The organism is Glutamicibacter soli, assembly GCF_003309065.1.
Taxonomy (GTDB): Bacteria; Actinomycetota; Actinomycetes; order Actinomycetales; family Micrococcaceae; genus Glutamicibacter; species Glutamicibacter soli.
Genome location: NZ_POAF01000001.1, coordinates 718,542 through 742,895, shown reverse-complemented (window position 1 = coordinate 742,895; position 24,354 = coordinate 718,542). Strand labels below are relative to the sequence as shown.

At 64.1% G+C, this 24,354-nt stretch carries 23 protein-coding genes and 2 pseudogenes; 19 read left to right on the top strand and 6 right to left on the bottom strand.

Going from position 1 to position 24,354, the window contains the following annotated elements; genetic code table 11:
- The first annotated feature begins 4 nt into the window (after positions 1-4).
- The 4 genes from C1H84_RS03495 to C1H84_RS03480 all read left to right on the top strand — a co-directional run bounded on the left by C1H84_RS03495 (position 5) and on the right by C1H84_RS03480 (position 5,158).
- Entirely contained in the window at positions 5-922 is a 918-nt protein-coding gene (locus tag C1H84_RS03495; protein WP_113606530.1) for a glycine betaine ABC transporter substrate-binding protein, read from the top strand.
- A gap of 89 nt (positions 923-1,011) precedes the next feature.
- Positions 1,012-2,232 carry a pyridoxal phosphate-dependent aminotransferase gene (locus C1H84_RS03490; protein ID WP_047119614.1) on the top strand — a complete coding sequence of 407 codons (1,221 nt, stop codon included), beginning with the start codon at positions 1,012-1,014 and terminating at the stop codon, positions 2,230-2,232.
- Positions 2,180-4,147, top strand: a complete 1,968-nt coding sequence (locus tag C1H84_RS03485; RefSeq protein WP_113606529.1) for a GmrSD restriction endonuclease domain-containing protein — start codon at positions 2,180-2,182, stop codon at positions 4,145-4,147. Before C1H84_RS03490 ends, C1H84_RS03485 begins: the two co-directional genes overlap by 53 nt.
- 147 nt (positions 4,148-4,294) lie before the next feature.
- The gene (locus tag C1H84_RS03480; protein ID WP_113606528.1) at positions 4,295-5,158 is read left to right on the top strand and encodes a PPK2 family polyphosphate kinase; all 864 of its coding nucleotides are present in this window, start codon (positions 4,295-4,297) and stop codon (positions 5,156-5,158) included.
- A 58-nt stretch (positions 5,159-5,216) separates the two neighbouring features.
- Here C1H84_RS03480 and C1H84_RS03475 read toward each other — a convergent pair whose 3' ends face one another.
- The 3 genes from C1H84_RS03475 to xseA form a co-directional block, all read right to left on the bottom strand.
- Positions 5,217-5,636: a MepB family protein gene (locus tag C1H84_RS03475; protein ID WP_053798495.1), complete on the bottom strand. Its 420-nt coding sequence runs from the start codon at positions 5,634-5,636 to the stop codon at positions 5,217-5,219.
- A 132-nt stretch (positions 5,637-5,768) separates the two neighbouring features.
- A complete protein-coding gene (locus C1H84_RS03470) occupies positions 5,769-5,999 on the bottom strand; it encodes an exodeoxyribonuclease VII small subunit (RefSeq protein WP_047119612.1) in 231 nt (76 codons plus the stop codon).
- A gap of 16 nt (positions 6,000-6,015) precedes the next feature.
- Positions 6,016-7,290 (bottom strand): exodeoxyribonuclease VII large subunit, encoded by a 1,275-nt coding sequence (gene xseA / locus C1H84_RS03465; RefSeq protein WP_113606527.1) that lies wholly within the window; start codon positions 7,288-7,290, stop codon positions 6,016-6,018.
- A 207-nt stretch (positions 7,291-7,497) separates the two neighbouring features.
- Between xseA and C1H84_RS03460 the strand changes: the two genes are divergently transcribed.
- The 9 genes and pseudogenes from C1H84_RS03460 to C1H84_RS03420 all read left to right on the top strand — a co-directional run bounded on the left by C1H84_RS03460 (position 7,498) and on the right by C1H84_RS03420 (position 17,798).
- Positions 7,498-8,595 (top strand): 4-hydroxy-3-methylbut-2-enyl diphosphate reductase, encoded by a 1,098-nt coding sequence (locus C1H84_RS03460; protein WP_047119610.1) that lies wholly within the window; start codon positions 7,498-7,500, stop codon positions 8,593-8,595.
- A gap of 69 nt (positions 8,596-8,664) precedes the next feature.
- The gene (gene ychF / locus C1H84_RS03455) at positions 8,665-9,750 is read left to right on the top strand and encodes a redox-regulated ATPase YchF (protein ID WP_053798493.1); all 1,086 of its coding nucleotides are present in this window, start codon (positions 8,665-8,667) and stop codon (positions 9,748-9,750) included.
- A 135-nt stretch (positions 9,751-9,885) separates the two neighbouring features.
- A complete protein-coding gene (locus C1H84_RS03450) occupies positions 9,886-10,614 on the top strand; it encodes a response regulator (protein WP_181728019.1) in 729 nt (242 codons plus the stop codon).
- Between the two features lie 265 nt (positions 10,615-10,879).
- A pseudogene (locus C1H84_RS03445) lies at positions 10,880-11,197 on the top strand (HigA family addiction module antitoxin).
- A gap of 435 nt (positions 11,198-11,632) precedes the next feature.
- Positions 11,633-12,013 carry a VOC family protein gene (locus C1H84_RS03440; RefSeq protein ID WP_113606525.1) on the top strand — a complete coding sequence of 127 codons (381 nt, stop codon included), beginning with the start codon at positions 11,633-11,635 and terminating at the stop codon, positions 12,011-12,013.
- Positions 12,014-12,268: 255 nt separating this feature from the next.
- Positions 12,269-12,787: pseudogene (locus C1H84_RS18465) on the top strand (peptide-methionine (S)-S-oxide reductase).
- Between the two features lie 605 nt (positions 12,788-13,392).
- Positions 13,393-13,830: a protein-tyrosine phosphatase family protein gene (locus C1H84_RS03430; RefSeq protein ID WP_113606524.1), complete on the top strand. Its 438-nt coding sequence runs from the start codon at positions 13,393-13,395 to the stop codon at positions 13,828-13,830.
- Between the two features lie 89 nt (positions 13,831-13,919).
- Positions 13,920-14,453, top strand: coding sequence for a 2'-5' RNA ligase family protein (locus C1H84_RS03425; RefSeq protein WP_113606523.1), 534 nt, complete (start codon positions 13,920-13,922; stop codon positions 14,451-14,453).
- A gap of 273 nt (positions 14,454-14,726) precedes the next feature.
- Complete coding sequence (locus C1H84_RS03420) at positions 14,727-17,798, top strand: DEAD/DEAH box helicase (protein ID WP_146955843.1); 3,072 nt, start codon at positions 14,727-14,729, stop codon at positions 17,796-17,798.
- A 129-nt stretch (positions 17,799-17,927) separates the two neighbouring features.
- Here C1H84_RS03420 and C1H84_RS03415 read toward each other — a convergent pair whose 3' ends face one another.
- The 3 genes from C1H84_RS03415 to C1H84_RS03405 are packed head-to-tail and all read right to left on the bottom strand — an operon-like array spanning position 17,928 to position 19,945.
- On the bottom strand, positions 17,928-18,695 hold the full coding sequence (locus C1H84_RS03415; RefSeq protein ID WP_113606521.1) for an SCO1664 family protein: 768 nt from the start codon (positions 18,693-18,695) through the stop codon (positions 17,928-17,930).
- Positions 18,695-19,228 (bottom strand): DUF3090 domain-containing protein, encoded by a 534-nt coding sequence (locus C1H84_RS03410; protein ID WP_113606520.1) that lies wholly within the window; start codon positions 19,226-19,228, stop codon positions 18,695-18,697. The genes C1H84_RS03415 and C1H84_RS03410 overlap by 1 nt, the downstream gene beginning before the upstream one ends.
- A 24-nt stretch (positions 19,229-19,252) precedes the next feature.
- Positions 19,253-19,945 carry an MSMEG_4193 family putative phosphomutase gene (locus tag C1H84_RS03405; protein WP_113606519.1) on the bottom strand — a complete coding sequence of 231 codons (693 nt, stop codon included), beginning with the start codon at positions 19,943-19,945 and terminating at the stop codon, positions 19,253-19,255.
- A 159-nt stretch (positions 19,946-20,104) separates the two neighbouring features.
- Between C1H84_RS03405 and C1H84_RS03400 the strand changes: the two genes are divergently transcribed.
- The 6 genes from C1H84_RS03400 to C1H84_RS18605 all read left to right on the top strand — a co-directional run bounded on the left by C1H84_RS03400 (position 20,105) and on the right by C1H84_RS18605 (position 24,342).
- Positions 20,105-20,947, top strand: coding sequence for a glycosyltransferase family 2 protein (locus tag C1H84_RS03400; RefSeq protein ID WP_237562418.1), 843 nt, complete (start codon positions 20,105-20,107; stop codon positions 20,945-20,947).
- A 76-nt stretch (positions 20,948-21,023) separates the two neighbouring features.
- Positions 21,024-21,815, top strand: coding sequence for an endonuclease/exonuclease/phosphatase family protein (locus C1H84_RS03395; protein ID WP_113606571.1), 792 nt, complete (start codon positions 21,024-21,026; stop codon positions 21,813-21,815).
- Positions 21,808-22,395: a DUF2238 domain-containing protein gene (locus tag C1H84_RS03390; protein WP_113606517.1), complete on the top strand. Its 588-nt coding sequence runs from the start codon at positions 21,808-21,810 to the stop codon at positions 22,393-22,395. The genes C1H84_RS03395 and C1H84_RS03390 overlap by 8 nt, the downstream gene beginning before the upstream one ends.
- 419 nt (positions 22,396-22,814) lie before the next feature.
- A complete protein-coding gene (locus tag C1H84_RS03385; RefSeq protein WP_113606516.1) occupies positions 22,815-23,750 on the top strand; it encodes an RluA family pseudouridine synthase in 936 nt (311 codons plus the stop codon).
- Positions 23,751-23,900: 150 nt separating this feature from the next.
- Positions 23,901-24,077: a YtoQ family protein gene (locus C1H84_RS18610; protein WP_280524247.1), complete on the top strand. Its 177-nt coding sequence runs from the start codon at positions 23,901-23,903 to the stop codon at positions 24,075-24,077.
- Between the two features lie 16 nt (positions 24,078-24,093).
- A complete protein-coding gene (locus C1H84_RS18605; protein WP_342352840.1) occupies positions 24,094-24,342 on the top strand; it encodes a YtoQ family protein in 249 nt (82 codons plus the stop codon).
- The last annotated feature ends 12 nt before the right edge of the window (positions 24,343-24,354 follow it).

Below are 24,354 nucleotides of genomic sequence, written 5' to 3'. Positions count from 1 at the left end.
GGACATGAAGTTCCCACACGCCACCCCCGCCCGCACGCTGGCCCTGGCCGCCTGCGCCCTGGCCCTGCCGCTGGCCGGCTGCACCACCCCTCCGCAGGATGCTGGAACCGAGCCCAGCCGCGATGTCACGCTGCGCATCGCGCCGACCGAGGATCCCACCGGGCAGGCGCTGGCCCACGTCTACGGCGACGCGCTGGAGCAGCTGGGCTACACCATCAGTTTCACCAAGCCCTCGCAAGATCCCTACCGCCAACTGGCCGAGGGTGCAGCGGACATCGCGATCGACACCGCCCCTGAGGCTATCGGGCTGCTCCCGGCGGAGCAGGACCCGCGCGGCGAGGACCAGCTGCTGGCCGGCGACGAGGCCAAGAAGCTCGTGGGGCTGCTCAACGACGCCGAGCTGGGATTCACCGCGTTGCCGCTGACACAGGGCGATGCAGGAGCGGTGATGGTGCTTTCCGGCGCGGAGGCGACCGAATACTCCGTCACCTCGGTGGCTTCGCTGGCCGCCGCCTGCAGCGAGCTGACCTTCATCTCCGCCGCGGCGCCCACCGCCGGGCTGGAGAACGCGCTGGAAGATGCAGGTTGCGCCAAGCCGGTGTTCCGCACCGTCGACGCCGCCACCTTGCACGACGAGCTGCGCGCCGCGGTGTCCCGCGTGGTGGTGCTGCAGCAGCACGACGCGGTGATCGGGGACGAGGCGTTCACCATGGTCGACGGCAGCGCCAAGCTCTTCGACGCCGCACCCTACCTGGCGCTGGCCGGCGAGGCGGTGGACCAGGACGCGGTCGACGGTCTGAACCAGGTCACCCGCCAAGTGAACCAGCAGGCCCTGGTCGGCCTGAACCGGATGGTCTCCGGCCCCGATGCGATAGCGCCCGACGACGCCGCGCAGCGCTGGCGCTGGATCATCGACAACTAGCAGCCCGTCACCCGGCCGATGATCCCGGCCGGGTGCAACGGTTGAGTAACAAGGCGCGCCGCGCGCGCCTGACGTGAGAAAGTGTACCCATGGCCGAATTCAAACAATCGACGAAACTGCACAACGTCCTCTACGACATCCGCGGGCCGCTGCTGGAGCACGCCACCCGCATGGAGGCCGAGGGCCACCGCATCCTGAAGCTGAACATCGGCAATCCCGCGCCGTTCGGCTTCGAGGCGCCCGACGCGGTGCTCGTCGACATGATTCGCAACCTGCCCAACGCCCAGGGCTACTCCGACTCGCGCGGCATCCTCTCCGCCCGGACCGCGGTCTCGCAGTACTACCAGACCCGCGGCATCCAGACCATCGGCGTGGACGACATCTACCTGGGCAACGGCGTCTCCGAGCTGATCACCCTGAGCCTGAACGCGCTGCTTAACAACGGCGACGAGGTGCTGATCCCGGCTCCCGACTACCCGTTGTGGACCGCCTCGGTCTCGCTGGCCGGCGGCACCCCGGTGCACTACCTCAACGTGGAGGAGGAGGGCTGGCTTCCGGACCTGGAGGACATGGAAGCGAAGATCACCGACCGCACCAAGGGCATCGTGATCATCAACCCGAACAACCCCACCGGCGCCGTCTACCCGAAGGAGACCCTGGAGGGGATCCTGGAACTGGCCCGCAAGCACGATCTGATCGTCTTCTCCGACGAGATCTACGAGAAGATCCTCTACGACGACGCCGAGCACATCAACACCGCCGGCCTGGCCGACGACGTGCTGGTCATCACCTTCTCCGGGCTGTCCAAGGCCTACCGGGTCTGCGGCTTCCGCGCCGGCTGGATGGCCATTTCCGGTCCGCGCCACCTGGCAGCGGACTACATCGAGGGCATCAACCTGCTGACCAACATGCGCCTGTGCGCCAATGTGCCGGCGCAGCATGCAATCCAGACCGCGCTGGGCGGCTACCAGTCGATCAACGACCTGATCCTGCCCGGCGGCCGCCTGCTGGAGCAGCGCGACGCGGCCTACAACCTGCTCACCGCCATCCCCGGCGTGAGCGTGCAGAAGGCCAAGGGCGCGCTGTACATGTTCCCAAAGCTGGATCCCGAGGTCTACCCGATCCACGACGACGAGAAGTTCGCCCTGGAGCTGCTCAAGGCGCAGAAGATCCTGATCTCCCAGGGCACCGCGTTCAACTGGGTGCGCCCTGACCACTTCCGCCTGGTCACGCTTCCGAACGTGCGCGACCTGACTGATGCGGTCGGCCGCATCGGTACTTTCCTTGAGGACTGGCGCGCCCGCGCATAACTATCTCTCGACAACACGTCGGTGCAAGCCAAAAATCATTGGCCTGCACCGGCGTTTTGCTTATGCTGGCACTCAAATGGTTTTCAGATGGTGTTTGAACAGGTGGTATGGCATGGGGACCGGAAGCGAAGCACAGAATCGCAAAGTTCAAGACTGGTTGGCCCGCGTCGATTCCGGTCAACTGCGATTGCCGAGCTTTCAGCGGGGAGTCGCTTGGGATTCAAATCGAGTTGTATCCTTGCTCGACACCATCATTGATGACTTGCCGCTCGGAATTGCGCTGGTCCTCAATGTGGGAGACAAGGAACAGTTCATCTCCCGGTCCCTGGAATCTGCTCCAGAAACAAGCGAACAAGTCACCGAGCACCTGTTGGATGGACAGCAGCGGCTGACAGCTCTATATCGCGCGCTTCGTGACAACGATCCACAAATTACATACTTCGTTCATTTCCCAGTTCTCGACCAAAACCCTGGCAACGACGACCATGATGTTGCCGTTCGCAAGGTAGCCCGATGGACCAATGCCTCTGGCACGAAATTCCCGATGTGGGTTGATTCGCCGTCGGAATGCCTGAGCCGGGGAATGGTCCCAGTTCGACTTCTCGATCCTACTTTCGACAGATTAGACGATTGGCTGAGCGAAGCCACCAAAGTACTCGAACCTGGTGCCGACATAGTGGAGCTGGCTGAATTCAAAGCTGCATTCATGAGGGCGAGCGAATACCGAAGCCGGGCCAAATCCCTAATTTCAGAGAAACGCGAAACTCTCAAGCACTTCAATCTCCCTTACCTGTCACTTCCTGCACAAACCAGCAAATCGACTGCACTTGATGTATTCGTCAAGATGAACACCAACGCCAAACCGCTTAAGGCTCATGACATATTCGTAGCAGAGCTAGAAAGCATAACGGGCAGGCGTCTGAAAGAGATGGAAGACGAGCTTGAGCGCCGGCATCCATACTTGAAGAAATACTTCAACATGGAAAGTGCAGTCCTTCAAACGTCGGCGCTTCTCCAGAACAAGATTCCAGGCCAGCGAGGCTTCTTCGAGATGAATCACGAAGTGTTCGTTGAGAACTGGGATGTCATGTCCCGCGGACTTGTCCGGTCGATCCAACTCGTTAAGTCGCTTCGCATTCTTGACGGCGAGAGGCTTCCTACCGCTATCCCAATTCCTGTTGTTGCAGCATTGATAGCGAATGAACCCGAAAACGGCGACGAGCGAGCTGCAGTCGACAAGTTGATGCGCCAATATCTCTGGCGTTCATTCTTCACCAGCCGATACGATTCGGCAGCTGCGACCCGTGCATTCGTTGACTACAGGGCACTCAAGGATGTTATGGATGAGGTAAGCTCATCGTCGGCCGTGCCAATTCTTGATGATGAATGGTACTCCTTGCCGAGCCGCAAAGATCTCAAGAGTGCTGGATGGCCAAAGGCGAAACGTTCTCTCTCTAGGGCGATTCTTGCGGCGTCTACATATTTTGGCGCTAGAGATTTCGCCGATGATACCAAGCTGAACGATGAGAACATCTCGTCCCGCGAGTACCACCATATTTTTCCGGACAAGCTCCTGAAGGATGCCCGCATCGAATCGATGCTGGCGCTCAATTGCGCGTTGATTACCTGGAAAACTAATCGCACCATAGGCCGTAGCGCCCCCATCAAGTACCTGGAAGAGCGAGCACAACGTGCACCCAACGAGCAGGACATCGAACGGCGCTTGCGAACACACCTTGTCCCGTATCAGGCTTTAAAAGACGCTGGACCGTATGAATTCGGGTCGAGCGAAGAACTTTTCGCGGCAGTTAGGCACGACTTCGACCGTTTCTTGGAGTGCCGGGCCGTGGCCATCGAAAATTTCATGCGGGCGGTTTGCAGCGGTGACGAACCGAGTCTAAGCGACATCATTTAGCTCTGGACGAGGTGGTATGAGCTCGGAATGCCGCGGAGACACACCGTATTGCAATTAGGTGAATCGCCTCCTGCCCGAAGAGGATTGCAAGTAATGTTGGCTCAAATTTAGAAATTCGTGAATGACATGAAATCTAGGAGGTGCTCAATGATGGCCTACCCGGAGAACTTGATCAGCGCGCTGCGCGTCGAACCCGGCCTGGATTTGTCCCAACGAGCGACCGGAGACCCGGACTGGTGGCCGGCGGATGCCCCGCAGGACAAGAAGGAAGCCGCGCAGCGGATGAAGGAGCTGGGCGAGGAGCTGTCTTCGCTGCAGGAACGGCTGTTCGCCTCCGCGCTGCAGCAGGAGTCCGAGGACTCGGTGCTGCTGATCCTGCAGGGAATGGACACTTCCGGCAAGGGCGGGATCGTGCGCCATGTGGTGGGCCTGCTGGACCCGCAGGGCGTCGACCATTTCGCGTTCAAGACCCCGACCCCGGAGGAATTGGCGCACGACTTCTTGTGGCGCGTGGAGAAGCGGTTGCCGCGCCGGGGCATCATCGGCGTTTTCGACCGCTCGCACTACGAGGACGTGCTGATCCACCGGGTGCAGCAGCTGAGCACGGCCGAGCAGGTGGAGAAGCGCTATGCGAAGATCACCGCGTTCGAGAAGCGGCTGGGGGAGCTGAGCATCCACCCGATCAAGGTGATGCTGCACATCAGCCGCGACGAGCAGTACCAGCGGCTCTCGGAGCGGCTTGAACGCCCGGACAAGTTCTGGAAATATGCGGTCGGCGACGTGGAGGACCGGCTGCGCTGGGACGACTACCAGCAGGCCTACCAGGTGGCGATCAACCGCACCGACAGCACCGCCGCCCCGTGGTTCGTCATCCCTGCCGACCAGAAGTGGCGCGCGCGACTGTGCGTGGCCGAGCTGCTGCTGCAGGTGCTGCGGCGCATCGACCCGCAGTGGCCGCCGGCGAAGTTCGACGTCGCCGCGGAAAAGGCCCGGCTGGACGCGACACGCTGATCCGGCTTTCCCATGGCGCTCCCCAGAGCTCGGCCTGCACAGCTTGCGGTGCCCGGGCTCAGAATTCGTGGAACGCGCAGGCCTGGGCCCGCTGCGCGGCTGTCGCCTGGCCGTTCAAGTTCTTGCACCAGCTTGGATAGACCCGGAACCCGCGTTTGCCTGGCCATCTGCCCGAGGTGATTTTCAGTTCGGACAGATGCGCACCGGTGAACCGGAATACGCCGCGTCGCCCCTGCTGCTCCACGAAGACGAGCAGGCCTGCGGCCGTGTCGTCGTCGCGGAATGGTTCGGTCGTCCCGTCAACGGCCCGCCGCCAGAATGCGACGAAAGCGCCAGCCTTTGTCGGAGTGTTGCGCGCCGTACGAATATGCCATGCTTCGCCGTCGATCTGGGCGAGGCCGGACTCGTAGTCGCTGTTCTGCGCTTCGGGAATTACCGCGATGGGCGCCGACACGGAAGCCGCGTAGGCCTCAAGCATTGTGAATTGCACCCACCCAAGATATCCCACCGCCAACGTGGAACAGCTGGACGGCGTCGCATGGTGCGCAGGCCGTGTGCTTTCGCTGATGACTTGCCCGGTTCGAAGCGTCCGAGCCCGGCGTGCGCCGAACTAGTCCTCGGTGTTCTCCAGATGGCGGGCGCGGGCTGCCTCCAGGCGCTGCGAGACGCCGTTGAGCCAGTTCTCGCAGTGGGCCGCCAGCGCTTCGCCGCGCTCCCACAGGGCCAGCGAGGCCTCCAGCGGCGCGCCACCGGTCTCCAGCTGGTTGACCACGGCGATCAGCTCGTCGCGGGCCTTCTCGTAGGATAGCGCGGCGATGTCGGTCGGGATCTGCTCGTTCATGTGATGGTGCTCCAAACTAGTGGGCCGCCTCGGCGGCGGGGAAGATATCCTGGACGGTGGCGGTGAGCTGGCCTGCGGCGACCCTGATGCGCAGCAGGTCCTGCGGGTTGGCGGTCGAGGCATCGCGCAGCACGCTGCCGTCGGCCGTCTGGGTGACCGAATAGCCCCGGTCAAGGGTCTGCTGCGGGGACAGGGCCCGGACCTGGGCGCGCAGGTGGGCGACCTCGTCCTGGGCGCGCTGCACGCGGTGGCCGATCAGCGCGGTGGAGCGCTGCACCCAGCGCTGCAGGTCCTCGGCGCGCGATTCGACCATGACCTGCGGGCTGGCCAGCACCGGGCGGGCGCGCAGCGAGGAGACCAGCTGGGCCTCGCGCTGCAGCATTGAATCGATGGACCGCTCAAGGCGCTGGCGGGCGGCGTCGAGCCCGGCGAATTCCTCGTTCAGATCCGGCACGATGCGCTTGGCTGCATCCGTGGGAGTGGAGGCGCGCAGGTCGGCGACGTCGTCCAGGATCGGGCGGTCGGCCTCGTGGCCGATCGCGGAGACCACCGGGGTGGAGGCGGCTGCCACCGCGCGGACCAGGTCCTCGTTGGAGAACGGCAGCAGGTCCTCCAGCGCGCCGCCGCCTCGGGCGATCACGATGACGTCGATCTGCGGGTCCGTATCCAGCTTCTGCAGCGCGGCGATGACCTGCGGGACCGCGTCCACGCCCTGCACCGCGGTGTTGATAACGGAGAACTGCACGGCAGGCCAGCGCAGCGTCGCGTTGCGCACCACGTCCTTTTCAGCGTCCGAGTCGCGCCCGGTGATCAGCCCGATGCGTCCGGGCAGCACCGGCAGTCGGCGCTTGCGGGACGGGTCGAACAGTCCTTCGGCGCCCAGCGCCTGGCGCAGCCGTTCAAGGCGCACCAGCAGCTCGCCCAGGCCCACGGGGCGCAGGTCGGTGGCGTTCAGCGACAACCGGCCGGTCTTGGTGTACAGGCTGGGCTTGACCCGGGCGACCACGCGCGAGCCCACGGTCGGCGTGGTTTCCAGCTTGCGCATCACCGAGGACCAGACGGTCACGGAGAACGAATTGTCCACGTCGACGTCGCGCAGCGTCAGGTAGGCGTGGCCGTTGCGCACGTTCGCCTCCAGCAGCTGCCCCTCCACCCAGGTGTAGGGGGAATTCTCGATGTGGATCTTCAGCTTTTCCGACAGCACCCGCAGCGGCCACGGGTTTTCCGGGCTCGTCTGCGCAGCGGTGGCGGGCACGCCGGTCGGCGCGCCGGCTGGCGGCGATGACTGCATCTGCTCACGGCTCCTTTTGCGGTGTGGCGCACCTGTGGCGCGCATTCGACGCTACACCACCGGCCCGACATCTGCGCGGATTTGCCCCGGCCGGCGGCCGCGCAGACACCGCAGTATCGCAGGCAGAGGCGGAACTCACAGCCCCGGCAGGGTGGTTCGGCTCATATGAGCATGCGCTAACTTGCGCCGACTTCGTAGACTAGAGGCATGGCTACTTCCACTTCTGTCCCGGTATCCCTGCCGGTTCCCCGTATTCCGCGCACCCGCCGTTCTCCCCAGGAGATCCTGGCGGCGTCCCCGCTGGTGACCGAGCGCAAGGTGCTGCTGGCCGCTCCGCGCGGATACTGCGCCGGCGTGGACCGCGCGGTGGTGGCGGTGGAGAAGGCGCTGGAGCACTACGGCCCGCCGGTATACGTGCGCAAGCAGATCGTGCACAACGTCCACGTGGTCTCCGAGCTGGAATCCCGCGGGGCGATCTTCGTGGAGGAGAACGACGAGGTGCCTGAGGGCGCGCTGGTGGTGTTCTCCGCCCACGGCGTCTCCCCGGCAGTGGTGCAGTCGGCCGCGGAGCGCGGCCTGCAGACCATCGACGCCACCTGCCCGCTGGTGACCAAGGTGCACCGCGAGGCAGTGCGCTTCGCCAAGAACGACTACGAGATCCTGCTCATCGGCCACGAAGGCCATGAGGAGGTCGAAGGCACCTACGGCGAGGCCCCCGAGGTCACGACCATCGTGAACAACCCGGAGGAAGCCGACACCGTCCAGGTCAAGGACCCTGACAAGCTGATCTGGCTCTCGCAGACCACCCTGAGCGTGGACGAGACCATGGAGATCGTGCGCCGTCTGCGCAAGCGCTTCCCGAACCTGCAGGATCCGCCCAGCGACGACATCTGCTACGCGACCACCAACCGCCAGGCGGCCATCAAGAACATCGCCCCGCAGGCGGACCTGGTGATCGTCGTGGGTTCGGCGAACTCCTCCAACTCGGTGCGCCTGGTCGAGGTCGCACTGGATCACGGCGCCAAGGCCGCCTACCGCGTGGACTTCGCCAACGAGGTCGACGAGACCTGGTTCGAAGGCGTCTCCACCGTGGGCGTCACCTCCGGCGCCTCGGTGCCCGAGGTGCTGGTGCGTGAGGTCGTCTCGCTGCTGGCCGAGTACGGCTTCAACGACGTCGCCGAGGTCACCACGGCTGAAGAGGACATCATCTTCTCGCTGCCCAAGGAGATCCGCAGCAAGCTGAAGGAATCCGGCGACGAGGAGCGCGCCCTGGGCGGGCGCGGCCACCGTCCCGAGTCCCGCTAGCCCCCGCAAATTTCACGCGCCCGCACAGAACTGGGCGCACAATACTAGTAAAAGGTAGAATTTCCTCCCGTGGCTCTTACTATCGGAATCGTCGGACTGCCCAACGTCGGCAAGTCCACCATGTTCAACGCGCTGACCCGTGCCCAGGTGCTGGCAGCCAACTACCCGTTCGCGACCATCGAACCCAACGTGGGTGTCGTGCCGCTGCCTGACTCGCGCCTGAAGGTCCTCTCCGGGATCTTCAACTCGGAGCGCATCCTGCCGGCCACCGTGTCCTTCGTGGACATCGCCGGCATCGTGAAAGGCGCCTCGGAAGGCGAAGGCCTGGGCAACAAGTTCCTCGCCACCATCCGCGAGGCCGACGCGATCTGCCAGGTCACCCGCGCGTTCGTGAACGACGACGTGATCCACGTGAACGGCAAGGTGGACCCGGCTTCGGACATCGAGACCATCGCCACCGAGCTGATCCTGGCCGACCTGCAGACCATCGAGAACCAGCTGCCGCGCCTTGAGAAGGAGCTGCGCAGCAAGAAGATCGAGAAGTCCTTCCTGGACGCAGTGCTGGCAGCGCAGAAGATCCTGGAAGAGGGCCGCACCCTCTACTCGGCCAGCAAGACCGACGGCGTGGACCTCGTCGAGCTCGCGCCGATGCAGCTGATGACCACCAAGCCGTTCATCTACGTGTTCAACACCGATGAGGCAGGTCTGGCCGACACCGAGATGCAGGAAAAGCTCTCCGCGCTCGTGGCTCCGGCCGAGGCGATCTTCCTGGACGCCCAGTTCGAGGCCGAGTTGGCCGAACTGGAAGAAGACGAAGCTGAAGAAATGATGGAAGACGCCGGCATCGTCGAGTCCGGTCTGGGCAAGCTGGCCCGCGTCGGCTTCGACACCCTGGGCCTGCAGACCTACCTGACCGCCGGTCCGAAGGAAACCCGCGCGTGGACCGTCCGCAAGGGCGCCACCGCGCCTGAGGCGGCCGGCGTGATCCACACCGACTTCCAGCGCGGCTTCATCAAGGCCGAGGTCATCGGCTTCGACGACCTGGTCGCCGCCGGGTCGGTAGCCAATGCGAAGGCCGCCGGCAAGGCGCGCATCGAAGGCAAGGATTACATCATGCAGGACGGCGACGTCGTGGAGTTCCGCTTCAACGTCTAATCGCGTTTCGACAATCAAAGGGGCACAGTGGAAGAGGGTGCATCACTCGCCAGCGCATCTGCTCGGGTCCTGCTCGGGAATTGTGGCCGTGCCCTTGCATTTGGCGCGTCGTGTGTGTGCTTTGTCGGTACTGTCGTGTCTCTCGTTCTGCAGGATTGGTTCTATGCCGGGGTGAACCCCCTGGCGTGCTTCGCACTTGCGATTACTTTCCTCGCGCTGTACGTGTCTCTACGCATCTTTGCGCTTCAGGAAGAGCAAGGAACTCTGCAAGAGAGCCGATATCTCAAGTTGTGGGGGCGCATAGAGAGCACGAGCGAGGATGCGGCGGCAAGCGCGGCTGGCGCGAATCAAGGGGTTGCTCGCTTGATCGAGGTACTCGGGGAAGCATACAAGTCACGCGCACAAGAGTACCCATCCAACCTGCCAACGAAGATACCCCGGCTCTACAGTGAACTACGTGAAGCTGGTTCTGGACTGGTGTTGTGGGTGGATGATGAACCCGAGTCGGTCGTGTGGGAGCGTGCAGCCTTGTCAGAGGTCGGAATTCGATCAGTGTGTGTAACGACGACCGACGACGCATATCGACTCATAGCCGATAACGACTTCGATGTCATCGTGACTGATATGGGGCGACCTGATAGCAGACGCGCGGGGTATGAACTCCTCGATGGGTTGCGTTCATGGGGCGACAAGACTCGGGTACTCGTGTATTCGAGTTCTAAGAAACCGGAACACGTCGCCGAGGTTCTCGAGCACCACGGTCAGGGTGCAACAAACAACCCCTTGGAAATCATCGAACTCGTGGCCCTGCAACTGCGATTGGCTAATGAAGAGCGCGTGAATCGTCAGCCTTTAGCGCATTAGCCTGAAAGGTTGTTATCTGGAGTAACGTGGTGGAAATTTCGATTCACCGCATTAGGGGCACCCGATCGGCCTCCGATTCGATTGTATGGTCTATCGGCCGATCGGTGTGTGTTTATTGTCGAGCATTAAATCAATCGTGTTGACCGGATCGTGTGGCGGGGAACCCGCTGGTGGGTTTTGGACGGTAATCGTCGCAGGAAGTACTGCGTTCGCGTGATCACGCGGTGGTGGCTATGCCTGGTCTGAAGAAATGGAGGAATGGAAGATGTCGAACTCACCGACTACCACCGAGGTCGAGCTGATCGCCCAATCCACCCGGGTGAGGATCTCATGGCGGACTTCATCGAAGAACTCGGGATCACTCAGAACAAGCTCGCCGTGTTCATCGGCGTCCCCTTGGCGGATCAACTAGATCGTGCACGGCAAGCGGGGCATGACCGCGAATACCGAACTGCGGCTGGAGTAGTACTTCGGCACATCGGCGGAGTTTTGAATCTATTTGCAGAGCCACTATGAACTTGATTGTGCCGAGGGTTTCGTGGGGGAACAGATCGCTTCAATCACTCCGTTGAAGGGCGCGTGAGCGGCTTTGCCGTATATGTGTCTGACGGGCATCTAGTTCACCGGTGGTGAGAGTGTAGTGCTCCGGACCTGCAGATTTCTGAAGGTTCCAACTAGGGCGACGTCGTTGTTGGTTCTAAGTACCGGTACTCGGTGGGGTTCCGGTTTAGCGTGTGAAACTGCTCGATCGTTGAACGAGCACAGCGAGACGAAACGCTCGTGCTTCTGAGCCAGCACCTAGTCTTTGCTGGTGCGGTGCATCCCGCGCCTGGTACGCATGTATGCCACCAATCGGAGACGAGGTCTCCTACAAAGTCGATGGTCACGCACGAGCCATGTGCCGAGATCGTTCCAGGAAGATGCCGGCCATGAAGACGATGCCGATGTAGGCCTCGGTCGCAGCATGAATCGGGCCATCGGGGCTGACATCGCTGAGTTTTTGGCATAGCCTGACGGCATGCACGAATGGAAGCCTGTTGCGTACCCGTCGGTTAGCCCCTATTTGATCTGCTGCAATGCGGAAGAAGTAATCGCGTTCCTTGAGGCTGCCTTTGACGGGATCCTGCTGCGCCGTTTTGACCGCCCTGACGGGTCGTTGATGCATGCCGAGGTCAGGATTGATGACAGCGTTGTGATGATTGGTGGCGGTGCGACCGAGACAGACTCGGCTCCTGCACATGTGCATTTGTATGTGAGGGACGCCGAATCCGCCTTTGCGCGGGCAATCGATGCGGGAGCGACCGTCGTCCAAGCGCCTGCCCGCAAGAACCAGGACGACGACCTGCGCGGCGGGGTGATGGACCCTTCGGGCGCCATTTGGTGGATCGCGACCCAGTAAAACCTCGACCCCATTGCTGGCGAAGCGGCCGAGTTAAATCTGAGGCCAAGTTCGGCGCAAACGAAACGGCGTGGCAACTCCGGCTTCGGACGGAAGTCTAGAGATGCGTAGGGGGCAGCTCAAGCGGGCCGTATCTGCTGTTGCGTGTATCGGGTAGCCCGTGGCAACCTCTCCTGGACTCGGGACAGCCGTTGTATTCGGGTTGTTCCTTTCCCCTCAGAACGATCGCCGCGCAGGTAGCAGTAGTATCGGTACATGGAAGCCGAGCAAGTAGTTGAAGAGATTTATTTGGCAGGCGGCTGCCTCTGGGGCGTGCAAGCCTTCATCGCGACACTGCCCGGGGTGACGTTCACCGAGACCGGAAGGGCCAACGGAACCAGCGAGTGTATCGACAGCGACTACGACGGGTACGCAGAATGCGTGCGCACATGATTTGATCCGTCGGTTATGGGTGTCGGGCAGCTGATGGCCTACCTCTTCGAGATCATCGATCCCTACAGTGTCAACCAGCAGGGGTCGGACCTCGGTCCGAAGTGTCGCACTGGTGTTTACTCCAACAAGCAGGCCCATCTCGATCAAGCCCGAGTTTTCATTGCTGCGAGAGACGACGCTCGCCGAATCGCCGTTGAGGTGCTGCCGCTGGCCAACTATGTGCGAAGCGCCGAGGAACACCAGGACCGGCTCGCACGTTGTCCCGAGGATTCCTGTCACCTTCCGGCGGAACTGCTGGATAAATACCGGAAGAAGGATGATTCAGCCGGCCGCTCGTGGTGATCGGTGAGACGTTGCTACGTGCCGGAATGTGGTGGAGTTCCGCTTCAACGTCTGATTCCTGAACACTGTGAATGCCCCGGTTTCCTTTTTGGAATCCGGGGTATTCGCAGATCTGGGGCTGTTTCTTAACATCTGGCCGATTATCGATCGCAACCTCGGTTTTGTTCCACAAGTACGATGCTTATTCCGGCTGTACGCATGCTTCCGTGAGTTCGTTGTCAAGACGGGTCGGCGTTGATCGAAGGCCCCAGTAGCGGCTAATTCGCGGAACACGTCGTCGGAGAGCCGATAGATGATGGAAGTTGGCCTGCGTCAGCTGCGACATTCTGGGCCTGCAGGTTTTCACGAATGCAGGCCCGAAAGAATCGCGTGGCTGCCCGTCCACAAGGAGACTACCGTCCTCGTGGCGGTCGGCGTGACCGGGTGATGCCTTACTGGCCACGCTAGCCTTTTGCCCGGGTGGTGGGCAAGGGCGCTGCACCGATGGCGCCCAGTGATTGGCGGGTGCTTGTGCTCGACGCAGGGGCAGGCCACTGTTGAGCCATGATGAATAGGCGCGGGAGCTGGGCTTCTTGGCGCTGCACGAAGAAGCGGGAGGCGGATAAATGGCACAGTGGGAACCGGGCCGGGGAATCGTCGAATTCCCCGATGGACGGCAGATCAGGGGGCGCGGGCTGCGCTCGTTGCGGCGACCGGCGCCTGCCGCGGACTTCGGCGTATACCTCACCGGTCGTCGACCCCCGGCGGGAGCAATCGAGCACCGCTGGGTGCGCTGGCGGGATTTCCGGCTGCCCGATTCCACCGATGAGGTGGTGGCGGCCCTGCACGAGGCCCGCGAACGCTCTGCAACACAGCGGGTGGAGATTGCCTGCGGCGCAGGCTTCGGCCGTACCGGGGCGGCCCTGTCGGTATTGGCAGTGATGAGCGGGATCCCGGCGGAGGATGCCGTGGCTTGGGTACGGGAGCAATACCACCGCCGGGCTGTTGAAACATCTGCACAAGAGCGCTGGGTTTTGGAAGTGGCTGCGTCACTGCGAGGGTGACCGGCAATCCACCGCGGCGATCGCCGGAGAACTTTCGGGCTTGGTAAGTTGGGACCCAGACCATGTCACCTGTGCAGGGGAGGAACTTGATGAGCCGGTCGCCGGAGAACATCTTGTTGCGCCTTCCCGAGGCACAAGAGCAGTCGATCCGGGAAATCTTTGCGCAGCTGGAACAGCGGGGTTTTCCCCGGCAGCAGCAGACACCCCACATCACCATCACCTTCGCCCCCGCCATGGCGCCGGAGGTGGTCGCCAGCGCAGCGGAGCTCCTGCCAGCGGTCATTCCATCCACGCTCACCAGGGTGGGCGCCGTGGTGTTCGGGACGAAACGCAAGCAGACCGTGGCGTGGCTGCTGGAGGCCAGCGACGAGTTGGAGATCGCAGCACGCAGCATCAGCGCACTGAATCCTGCGAGCAGGGGGGCGCGCTGGACACCGCACCTGACGATGGGCTTGCGGCTGCCACGGGACATCGTGCCGGACTACCTGCATGCCATGGATGAGCTGGTTTCCCCGCACCTGAAAGAGTTCACGGCATTCCGTGCAGAGTACTACCGGCCGCAGAGCCAGGAAAGCTTGCTGCTCGCCGAATCAGGCATGGACGTACGACGCAGCCAGGCCTGATGACGCGCCGCAGAGCGTCGAACGCACGGACAGCCTCGTCTCGACCCTCGCGGACAGAGCCACCGATGCCGCGGATCGACGTGGCCGATGACCGGTAGATTCCACTCGCCGACTGCTAGTCTGTGAAAAAGTCCGCTGAGGTGAAGTTATTTGCCTCATCAGGAGCTGGAACCGGGGGCTGTGCTTGCCGGTCCGGTGAGGCAGTGGGGACGGCGACTCGTCCGCACCAGCTGTTGATGGGGATGGCCTTGCCGCGAACCGCAGGGAGCCAAAGTGCACGATACCCGAACAATCGCAGACTATTTCTCGCGAGTGCTCAGGCGCGGCCAGCTGGAATCGGTGGTCTTCGAGAAATCCTCCACCTTCATCGCCGTGCCTCGCGCCGAGCTGCTCACCGGCGTCATCGCACCTGAGGAAGCGCTCAGGCTCTTCGAAGCCCACGACAGGAATTCGGGACGGCACGGGTCAGACGACCAGGACAAGCCTCTGCCAGTGGCCATCTCCCTGCTCTCCACCGAGTACAAGGAATCCGGGCACAGTGGACTGCTGCTGCTTGCAGCCCAGCTGTATCGGGATGGCCGCTTGCTGCCGCAATTCGACCAAGGCACCTCGCCGTGGATCCCTGCGGATCGGCTGGCATCGGATACCAGCGACGGGCTGGAAGTCATGGCGGGCCCGCAAGAGAAGGTCTGGCACTACCTGCGCACCGAGGCCAACGCCGCCATTTCCCAGGCCGAGTCGTTCGCCGATGCGGTGGGCATGGCCGACACGCTGTTCACCAAGGTTTCGGGCTCCACTCCGGAAGATTTCGCCCTCAAAGGGCAAGCCGATGGACTCGACGTCGCCACCGAGTACTGCTATATCCAGGAACACGAACGCTTCACCGCCGTGAAGCCGCTGCTGGACCTCTACGATTTCCTGTCAGCACAGGAGTCCCTTCCGCCGCTCCTGGACAGCACGGCCACCGGGTGGGTGGGCGAACGCCGTTCAGAACTCTCGATCCATGATGCCGGTGGGCTCTACCGCAGCGCCAAGGAATCCTGCGGATCGATGGACAACGGCAATCCGCTGACCGATTCGCAGCGCCGCGCCGTCCACGCGTTCCTCGCCTCGGGCCGCGGCGACGTCACCGCCGTCAGCGGCCCGCCCGGGACCGGCAAGACCACGATGCTGCAGGCCATCGTCGCCAACATGATCACCCGCCGCGCGCTGGAGAAGGCCGCGCCACCGGTGATCGTGGGGGCTTCGACGAACAACCAGGCAGTCACCAACATCATCAATTCCTTTGCCTCGGTGGCCAAAGACAAACCGGGAATCCTGGACTACCGCTGGCTGCCGCAGGAACAGGACGGATTGGCGCTCGCCGGGAGCACGCTGGGTTCGCTGGCCGTGTACTGCCCGGCCGCGGGAAAACTCAAGGAAGCAAAAGGGCAATACCTGGTCGAGCAGCTCAACAAGGGCGAGACCTATGCCGCCTACAGCGGCGAGGTCTACCGGGCCGGCGCGCGGGACCACTTCGTCTTCAGCGCGCAAAAGTACTTCGGCGCACCGAACGACATCGCAGGGCTGTGCGACTGGATCCACGACGCGCTGTCGGAATTGGACTACGAACGGATCCGCTTGCTGCAGGTCATGGCGTCCCAAGGCCCTTCGGAAGAATTCCAGCGGGTGTGCGCGGGTGTGGAATCCTCCCGTTTCGGCCGCCTCATCGAGGGCATCGACGAGGTGAAGGGATCGCAGAACCTGAAGGAACTGGACGAGAAGCTTGACCTCACCCTGCGCTACGCCCAGTTCTGGTTGGCGGTCCACTACTACGAAGCGCAGTGGCTGCTGGCCGAGGACCTGCTGGATGCCGAGGACCGCAAGAAGAACACGCGGCGCGTCATGGACCGCTACTGGCGCCAGGCCGCGGCCTTGACCCCGTGCTTCGTGATGACGCTCTACCAGATGCCGAAGTACTTCAAGCTCTACATCAAGCCCGGTGAACCGTATCAATTCGACCTGGAACGCGCCGATCTGTTGATCATCGACGAGGCGGGGCAGGTCGACACACCGCTGGGACTGCCGGCCCTGGCCTTGGCCCAGCGCGCGGTCATTGTGGGGGATACCAAGCAGATCTCTCCGGTGTGGAACATCGATGAGCTCAGCGACGAGGAGGTCGCCGCATCGGCGGGCATCGATACCGCCGGCTGGTGGGGCGGCCTGCGGGAGCGCGGGCTGACCTGCTCCGCCCCGTCCAGCCTGATGAAGGCCGCCAGCTACGCCTCCAAGTGGCAGTACGGGGACGGGCATCCGGGACTGTTCCTCAGCGAGCACTTCCGCTGCCACCCGCAGATCATCGGGTTCTGCAACGAGCTGCTCTACGAGGGCCTGCTGGTACCCCGCCGGCCAGCGGATAATTCCCCGCTCAACGGTGCGGAGGAGGCGTTCGCCTGGCACGACGTGCCTGGCTCCTTCGACTCTCCGGCCGGTTCCAGCCGCCGGAACGAGGCCGAGGCGAAGGCCATTGCCCGGTGGATCGTGGAGAACTATGCCCGCTATTTCGAGATCTACAACCCGCGGCATTCCTCACTGAACAAGAAAGCAGCCGGCGGCGAGCTCATCGGCGTTGTAACCCCCTTCAGCGCCCAAGCGCGGCTCATCGAACGGGAGATCGCGAAAGCAGTCCGCCAAGCCGATGTTTCCTTGGGCCTTCCGGCGGATCTTGCCTCGAAAGTTGCCGTGGGCACCGCGCATCGGCTGCAGGGCGCGGAGCGGCCCATCGTCTTGTTCTCCGCAACCTATGGGCAGAACAGCGGCCAAGCCGGGTTCATCGAGGCCAACCACGAGCTGCTCAACGTGGCGGTCTCCCGGGCCAAGGACCTGTTTGTGGTGTTCGCGGCGGCCAACCGCTGGAACAACGGGCAGGCCTTCGAAACCATGGGCCGCCACGCGACTAGGATCCCGCTGGATCCTCCCGAGGCTGCGGCCGGCCCGGCGGCCGAAGGAGCGGAACCGGTGCTTGTGCAGCCCGCCCCGGCGCCGCGAATGCCGGTGGCCGACGCGGAACCGGCGCCCGTCCGGACGCTGACTGCCAGCGCATTGCTGAACCGCTGGCGCAGTGCCGGGCAGCTGAGGGACGAAGACGCGCAGCTCAAGGCCCAGCGGATGAACGAGCGTCTGCGTGATGCCGGGGTGCTGGCCGGCAGGCCCGGTGAGTGGCAACCGACGGCGCTGGCTCAGCTGCTGGGAGCAGAAATCGTCCAGCGGCAGGACACCCGCACCGGCAGCACCTTCGAGTCCCTGGAGTACGCGCCGCGAATGCAGGAAGTGCTTCTGGAGCTCTACCTCGACGGGAAGCTCTGAGCCGGCGCAGGCATTCGGAGAGGCGGACGGACACGCTGCGCGCTGATCCGCGCCGGCGCCGGGAGAGCAAGCCACCGAGATTGCCGGCTTTACCCCACGGAAGCGGGAAACCACGCGGGGCCGGAGTCCCTAGAACAGCGGCCAGGGGACGGCCGGCATCTGGCCGCTGGGTCCGGGGAATGTCCCGGTGGCCTGCAACCGCTGGCAGCGTGCGGCCAAGGCGTCGACTTCTTCGCCGGTCAGCAGCTGCGCCAGGCTGCGCCCCAGTTCGCCGGACAGCCCCGCGGCGACCTTGCCTAGGCCTTCGAGCTCGTCGTCGTTCAGCGCTTGGCCCAGCCATCCCCACAGCACCGTGCGCAGCTTGTGCTCGCGGTGGAAGGTCAGTCCGTGGTCCACGCCGTAGCGGTGGCCATCGGGCATGGCGAGGATGTGGTTGCCCTTGCGGTCGGCATTGTTGACGATCACGTCGAACACGGCCATGCGCCGCAGCGCCTGCGTGTCCTCGTGGATGAGCTCGACGACGCGTCCGTTCTCATCCTGGCCCTTGAGGACGTGTTTCCAGCCGGTGTATGGCGCCTGGTCCGCTGGGACCAGGTCCACGGGACTCTGCCCGGCATCCGGTTCCGTCCACAGCTGCACCATGCCCTCGCCGAGCGGTCCCTCGCGCAGCCAGGTCTGCGGCACGATATCCCAGCCGAAAGCCCGGGAGACCAGGTATGCGGCGACCTCCCGGTGGGCCAGAAGCCCGTCGGGAAAATCCCAGAGCGGGCTTTCGCCGGCGATCGGCTTGTAGACGACCTCCGTGGCTCCGATGCTGCCCAGAAAGGTGGCATTGGACGCCGTGGTGATGCGGCCGGTGAGGGTCAGCTCGGCGGCCATCAGGTCCGGCGCCGGCATCAGTCCTCCGGAGGGGTGCAGACATGCCCCTCGGGATCCATCGGGTACCCGCACATCGGGCACATGGGCCGCCCGGCCGCCACGATCTCGCGGGTGCGCTTGGCGAAGGCCCGCGCGGTGCCCACCGGCACCCGCACGAGCAGCATCTCGTCGGCATCGGCCGGGACATCTTCGTCGTCGTCTTCGCCCAGCGGATAGAGCTCGATGACGATCTGCGAAGTGGTGGCATCCCAGCCCAGGCTGATCGCGCCGATGCGGAACTGCACCTCGACCGGTTCGAGCGGGTCGTTGTCGACCAGTTCAAGGGGCGTGCCGGCAGGGACGCTGAAGGGGTTGCCCTCGACCGCGCCGAGCTGGTCGAGCACCTCGTCGATTTTCTCGGCGAGCGCCGCCGATTGCTGTTTCTCCAGGGCGAGCGTCACCAGCTGCTTGGCGGCGCGCACCTGCAGGTAGAACGCCCGCGATCCCGGATCGCCGATGACGCCGACCACGACACGATCTGGCCAGGAAAACTCGTGAACACGTGTAGACATGTCAATATTCTAGGCCGAAGACGTTCACGGCGCCTGGTGTCCAGGGCCGCCGCCGACCGGGGCGTCGCCCGCAGGGGCGGCCTTGGCCAGCCAGGACAAATCGCCGGCCTCGGTGTTGATCGCATAAACGCTGGGACGGTGCGGCCCGTAATGCACGATCGACACCGACGCGGGGCCGACGTTCAGGCGCTGGAACATGTCCAGGTGGGTGCCCAGCGCGTCGGCGAGAATCGATTTGATGATATCGCCGTGGCTGACGGCCGCCCATACTGCGCCGGGGCCGTGCTCGGATTCGAAGGCCGCATCGCGGCGGCGGATGGCGGCCACCGCGCGCGCCTGCATGGCCGCCAGGGATTCGCCGCCCGGGAACGCGGCCGCGGAGGGCTGGGACTGGACCACCTTCCACAGCTCTTCGGTGGCTAGCTCCTTGAGCGTCTTGCCCTGCCACTGGCCGTAGTCGCATTCGACCAGGCCGGAGTCCATGGGCGCGAAGGGCGCTTGGGGCTGGCGGTCGATGATGAATTGGGCGGTCTGCAGGCAGCGCTCCAGCGGGCTGGAGACCACCCCGACCAGGGGGACGGCGGCCAGCCGTTCTCCGGCCAGCGACGCCTGCTCTCGGCCCACCTCGTCCAGGCTGACGCCGTCGGCGCGGCCCGCCAGCACGCCGGCGGTATTTGCGGTGGAGCGGCCGTGCCGCACGAGAATAACGGTTGCCATGCTTTCAGCCTAGTATCCCGGCGTCGCTACGCCTGGTTTCGACGGAATTTCCGTGCAGCGCGTCGGCGCGAGGCTTCCGGCCGGATTGCCGCAGTCTGCCTTTTCTGCTGGCATCCAGTTTGGGCGGCGCCGGATCGCGGAGACGATAGCCTAGGCTCCATGAACACGGTGCCACAGGATATGGACTATGAGATCACGGGTCGTCAGGCCGGACCGGCGGGGCGGTCCACGGTCTCGATAGTCATTCCCGTGAAAAACGACGGCCCCCTGCTGGCCCGGTGCCTTGCTGCACTCAAGGCCCAGACCCGCGCCGCCGACGAGATCGTCGTCGTGGACAACGCGTCGACCGATGATTCCGCGCAGGTGGCGCGCGACGCCGGTGCAGCAGTGGTGGCGTGTCCAGAGCCCGGTATCCCCGCGGCCAGCGCAGCGGGGTATGACCATGCCCGCTGCGAGATTATCCTGCGCCTGGATGCCGACTGCGTGCCTCCGGCGACCTGGGTGGAGGACATGGTGGACGCATTTGCCCGGAACCCGGGCACCGCGGCCTTGACCGGACCCGCGCGTTTCACCGACGGCCCCCGGGCGCTTCGCGCTCCCTTGGCCGCGGTCTACCTGGGGGTGTACGTGCTGGCCACGGCACCTGCCTTGGGCCATCGTCCGCTGTTCGGATCCAATATGGGGCTGCGTCGGGAAGCCTGGGCGCAGATTCGCACTGCGGCCCATCGCCGGGATCCCGAGCTTCATGACGATCTGGATCTTGCCTTCCATCTTGGAGCGAACCACAAAGTCGGCTATGTGAAGTCGTCGATGATGGGGGTGTCGATGCGCCCATTCTTCGACGCCCGCGCCTTCGCAAAACGCCTGCGCCGCGGCTTCCGAACCGTTCTAGTGCATTGGCCCGATGAATTCCCGCCCCGACGCTGGAAAAGGCTGCTCGGCGTCGACCGTGGAAATCACCCTCGGGACACGAGGAACGCCAGTGGTTCCCGCGTCGCCTGAGCGCGGACGCGGCTCCGGGCCCCGCCCTGCCAGCAGGCCATTCGCCGGGGAGATCGGTGTGGCGGATATCCATGTCATGAGTTGGAACATCAGGCGCCGTACCCGTTATGCACTGGGCCGGACAGCGGATCGATGGGATGTGAGGGCTCCTAGGATCAAGTCCCTGCTGCAGTCCGAGCGCCCGAGCCTGCTCGGCCTGCAGGAAGCCCTTCCTTCCCAGGTGGACTTCGTCCTGTCGGCGCTCGGCTCCGCCTACCGGTCGGTGGGCTACGGACGGAGCCGCCGGGGGCGCGGAGAACGCTGCCCGATCATCTTCGATGCGCAGCGCCTTGAACTGCTGTGCTGGGAACAACGTGCCCTGTCGGCGCGCCCCGACCGTCCCGGCTCGATCTCCTGGGGAAACCTCCTGCCGCGGATACTCGTTCGGGCGAGCTTCCGGGATCGGCGCACTGGACATTGCGTCCAGATGGTCAACACCCACCTGGACCACTTGTCGCCGGGCTCGCGACGGCGCTCCGTGCACTGCATCGGCCAGCTGGTCGCGCAGAGCCCGGTTCCGGTCCTGGTGACCGGTGATTTCAATGCGGGGCTGGATGCCGCGGAAATGCAGGAGCTGACGCGCACCTACGGTCTGCTCGAGGCATCAGGCAGGGCACGGCGCTCCCTGGGCATGGCGTGGGGGACGCTGGGGTCTTATCGTGTTCCGCGGACCGAGGGCCGCAAGCTGGATTGGATTCTCGTCTCGCCCGGGATCCTGGTCACCGCGGCAGGCGCCAACGGCCTGCGCTACCACGGGGGATGGGGGTCGGACCACCTGCCCGTGCAGGCGGTGCTCCGGCTGCCGGAACAGGAGCGGTGGAATGATTGAGAACTTCCTGCGCCGGCTCCACGGCCCGGCGGCCGTTGGCGCGGATGTCCTCAGGTGCCTTGCTGCACTGGGCGTCGTGGTGGCGGCGGTGGTGTACGGACCCACCGACGCGGCAATCCTGGCCTTCGCGCTGCCCGGATGCGTGGCACCGAGGTTCCTTGGAATGCGGCCGATCGCCGACGCCGCGATCGTGGTGATCCTGCAGGCCGCCGCGTGGAGCAACGTGCTCGACCTGTATGTGCGGATAGCGTGGTGGGATCTGGCCGTGCACTTTCTGGGCAACGGATCAATTGCCGTCATGCTCTATCTGGCGTTAACCCATGCCAAGGTGTTGCCCGATCCTCGTTCGCCGGCATTTTCCCCGCGCATGGGTGTCACGCTGGTGACCGCTCTGGGGCTTTCAGCCGGCGCCCTCTGGGAAATGATCGAATGGATAGGCCGCGAACTCGCCAGCAACGAGATCTATATCGCGTATGAAGACACTCTCTCGGACATGGCCGTAGGCGGCTTGGGCTCCGTGGTCGGGGGAGCACTGCTGGCTTGCTGCCCGCTGCTGCATCCCGAGGCCACCAGAGCATGAATCCCGTGGCCGTTATCCCTCCGAGCGCGATGGCCACGGCAGGCGGCGCGGTACGGCGGAAGCGGTGAACTTCACCGCAACGGCGAGCCCCAATGGTGCGTCATGGGCGGGACGCAGTGGTCCTGCGGTCATCGGTGTGGATGGGCCTGGCCGCACACGGGGAACTGTCGCCGGGGCCTCGGGGTGGCGCACCAGCTTCAGCGGACCCAGCACGGCCTTCGAGAACCAGAGGATTCTGATGTCCGTAGTTGAACGCGGTACCATGAAAGTTGGCCTTTTCGAGCCTTGCTGCATGGCCGCAACCGCTCGGATGCCGCCAGCGAATGACCCGCCGATAACGGCACCGCCGAGCCCCGAGAACCAACGGGACCAGCATATGGAGTGATTGATTGCCTGGGACAGCTTTGCAGCCCCAACTCATGACACCGCGCGGATCAGGGAACCAGAGGATCGTCGTGGACAGCGAGCACGCTGGCCGACGATTGGACAAGTACCTCCGCTCCCAGTTCAAGCACGTGCCCGCGGGCCAGCTGTTCAAGCTGCTGCGTACCGGCAAGTTGCGTATCAACGGACGCAAGATCGACCAGACGTACCGCTTGGCCCAAGGAGACACCATCCAGATGCCGGTCCTGGACGCGGCGCCGGCAGAAGCCCGGGCGCCGCAGGTTCCTACCGCATTGCTCAAGAGCCTGGGCAATGCGGTGCTGTTCGAGGACAGGGACCTGTTGGTTGTCGACAAGCCAGCCGGCGTAGCGGTGCACAAGGGCACCGACGTCGCGGCCGGAGTGATCGAGGCCTTCCGCCAGCTGCGCCCCGAGCTGCCGCAGCTTGAACTGAGCCACCGGCTGGATCGGGATACCTCGGGGGTGCTGGTCCTGGCCAAGACCCCGAGCATGCTGCGTTACCTGCATGATTTGTTGCGCGACAGGGAAGCGGAGATTGAGCGGCACTACCTGGCCGTCGTCGCCGGCAGCTGGGACAGCAAGGCCACCGTGATACATGCGCCGCTGCAACGCCGGGAGGACAAGGTGGTTGTGGCGCCGTCCGGCCAGCGGGCCGAGACCCGGGTGAAGGTGCAGCGCCGTATCGGCAGGAACGCCAGCTTGCTCCAGGTCCAGTTGCTGACGGGTCGGAAGCACCAGATCAGGGTGCACCTGCAGTATTCGGGACACCCGATCGCGGGGGATGACCGTTACGGGAGCAAGGCCTTCAACCGCAAGGTCGCAGCAGCGGGCGGCAACGGGCTCTACCTGCATGCGGCCACAATGACCATTCCCAAGCCCGACGGGTCCACGCTGTCCATCGACGCGCCCATGCCGCAGCGATGGCGGCAGTTGCTGGCCTCGGGACTGTAGCCGGCGCACGGCCGAGGCAGCCGCCGCCCGGGCCGCTGAGATTGTTAAGGAGCGCTGTGGCCCCGAAGCGGAAATAGCGAATGCGGCCCATAGGATGAGGGATTCGAGGACCAACCGGGTCCGTCTGTCCCAGCGAAGGAGCCGTCGGCCATGAGTTTCACTGTTTATCTGTCGGGAGAGATCCACACCGATTGGCGTGATGAGATCCAGCGCGGCGCCGAGGCCGCAGGCCTGGACATCGTTTTCACCGCTCCGGTCACGGACCACCCGGCCAGCGACGCCGCCGGCGACCACCTGGGGGGAGACCTCCAGCTAGTTCTGGCGTGACCATCAGTCATCCAAGATCAACGCCATCCGTACCCGCACCCTGATCGAGAAGAGCGACTTCGTGGTGGTGCGCTTCGGAGACAAGTACAAGCAGTGGAACGCGGCCTTCGACGCCGGGTATTGCGCCGCGCTGGGCAAGCCCTATGTGGCCTTGCACGATGAAGACATCGTGCACCCGCTCAAGGAGGTCGACGCCGGCGCCCAGGGATGGTGCAAGACCACCGGCCAGGTCGTGGAGACCCTGCGCTACGTGCTGCAGGCTTAGGCCTTCACGAAG

Coding starts and splice junctions, on each gene's coding strand:
- C1H84_RS03440 (WP_113606525.1), top strand. CDS start 11,633: ATGCACGAATGGAAGCCTGTTGCGTACCCGTCGGTTAGCCCCTATTTG.
- C1H84_RS03390 (WP_113606517.1), top strand. CDS start 21,808: ATGATTGAGAACTTCCTGCGCCGGCTCCACGGCCCGGCGGCCGTTGGC.
- C1H84_RS03395 (WP_113606571.1), top strand. CDS start 21,024: ATGAGTTGGAACATCAGGCGCCGTACCCGTTATGCACTGGGCCGGACA.
- C1H84_RS03425 (WP_113606523.1), top strand. CDS start 13,920: ATGAGCCGGTCGCCGGAGAACATCTTGTTGCGCCTTCCCGAGGCACAA.
- C1H84_RS03480 (WP_113606528.1), top strand. CDS start 4,295: ATGATGGCCTACCCGGAGAACTTGATCAGCGCGCTGCGCGTCGAACCC.
- xseA (WP_113606527.1), bottom strand. CDS start 7,290: ATGCAGTCATCGCCGCCAGCCGGCGCGCCGACCGGCGTGCCCGCCACC.
- C1H84_RS18610 (WP_280524247.1), top strand. CDS start 23,901: ATGAGTTTCACTGTTTATCTGTCGGGAGAGATCCACACCGATTGGCGT.
- C1H84_RS03405 (WP_113606519.1), bottom strand. CDS start 19,945: ATGGCAACCGTTATTCTCGTGCGGCACGGCCGCTCCACCGCAAATACC.
- C1H84_RS03490 (WP_047119614.1), top strand. CDS start 1,012: ATGGCCGAATTCAAACAATCGACGAAACTGCACAACGTCCTCTACGAC.
- C1H84_RS03385 (WP_113606516.1), top strand. CDS start 22,815: ATGACACCGCGCGGATCAGGGAACCAGAGGATCGTCGTGGACAGCGAG.
- C1H84_RS03415 (WP_113606521.1), bottom strand. CDS start 18,695: ATGCCGGCGCCGGACCTGATGGCCGCCGAGCTGACCCTCACCGGCCGC.
- C1H84_RS03430 (WP_113606524.1), top strand. CDS start 13,393: ATGGCACAGTGGGAACCGGGCCGGGGAATCGTCGAATTCCCCGATGGA.
- C1H84_RS03400 (WP_237562418.1), top strand. CDS start 20,105: ATGAACACGGTGCCACAGGATATGGACTATGAGATCACGGGTCGTCAG.
- C1H84_RS03475 (WP_053798495.1), bottom strand. CDS start 5,636: ATGCTTGAGGCCTACGCGGCTTCCGTGTCGGCGCCCATCGCGGTAATT.
- C1H84_RS03470 (WP_047119612.1), bottom strand. CDS start 5,999: ATGAACGAGCAGATCCCGACCGACATCGCCGCGCTATCCTACGAGAAG.
- C1H84_RS03485 (WP_113606529.1), top strand. CDS start 2,180: ATGCGGTCGGCCGCATCGGTACTTTCCTTGAGGACTGGCGCGCCCGCG.
- C1H84_RS03460 (WP_047119610.1), top strand. CDS start 7,498: ATGGCTACTTCCACTTCTGTCCCGGTATCCCTGCCGGTTCCCCGTATT.
- C1H84_RS03410 (WP_113606520.1), bottom strand. CDS start 19,228: ATGTCTACACGTGTTCACGAGTTTTCCTGGCCAGATCGTGTCGTGGTC.
- C1H84_RS03495 (WP_113606530.1), top strand. CDS start 5: ATGAAGTTCCCACACGCCACCCCCGCCCGCACGCTGGCCCTGGCCGCC.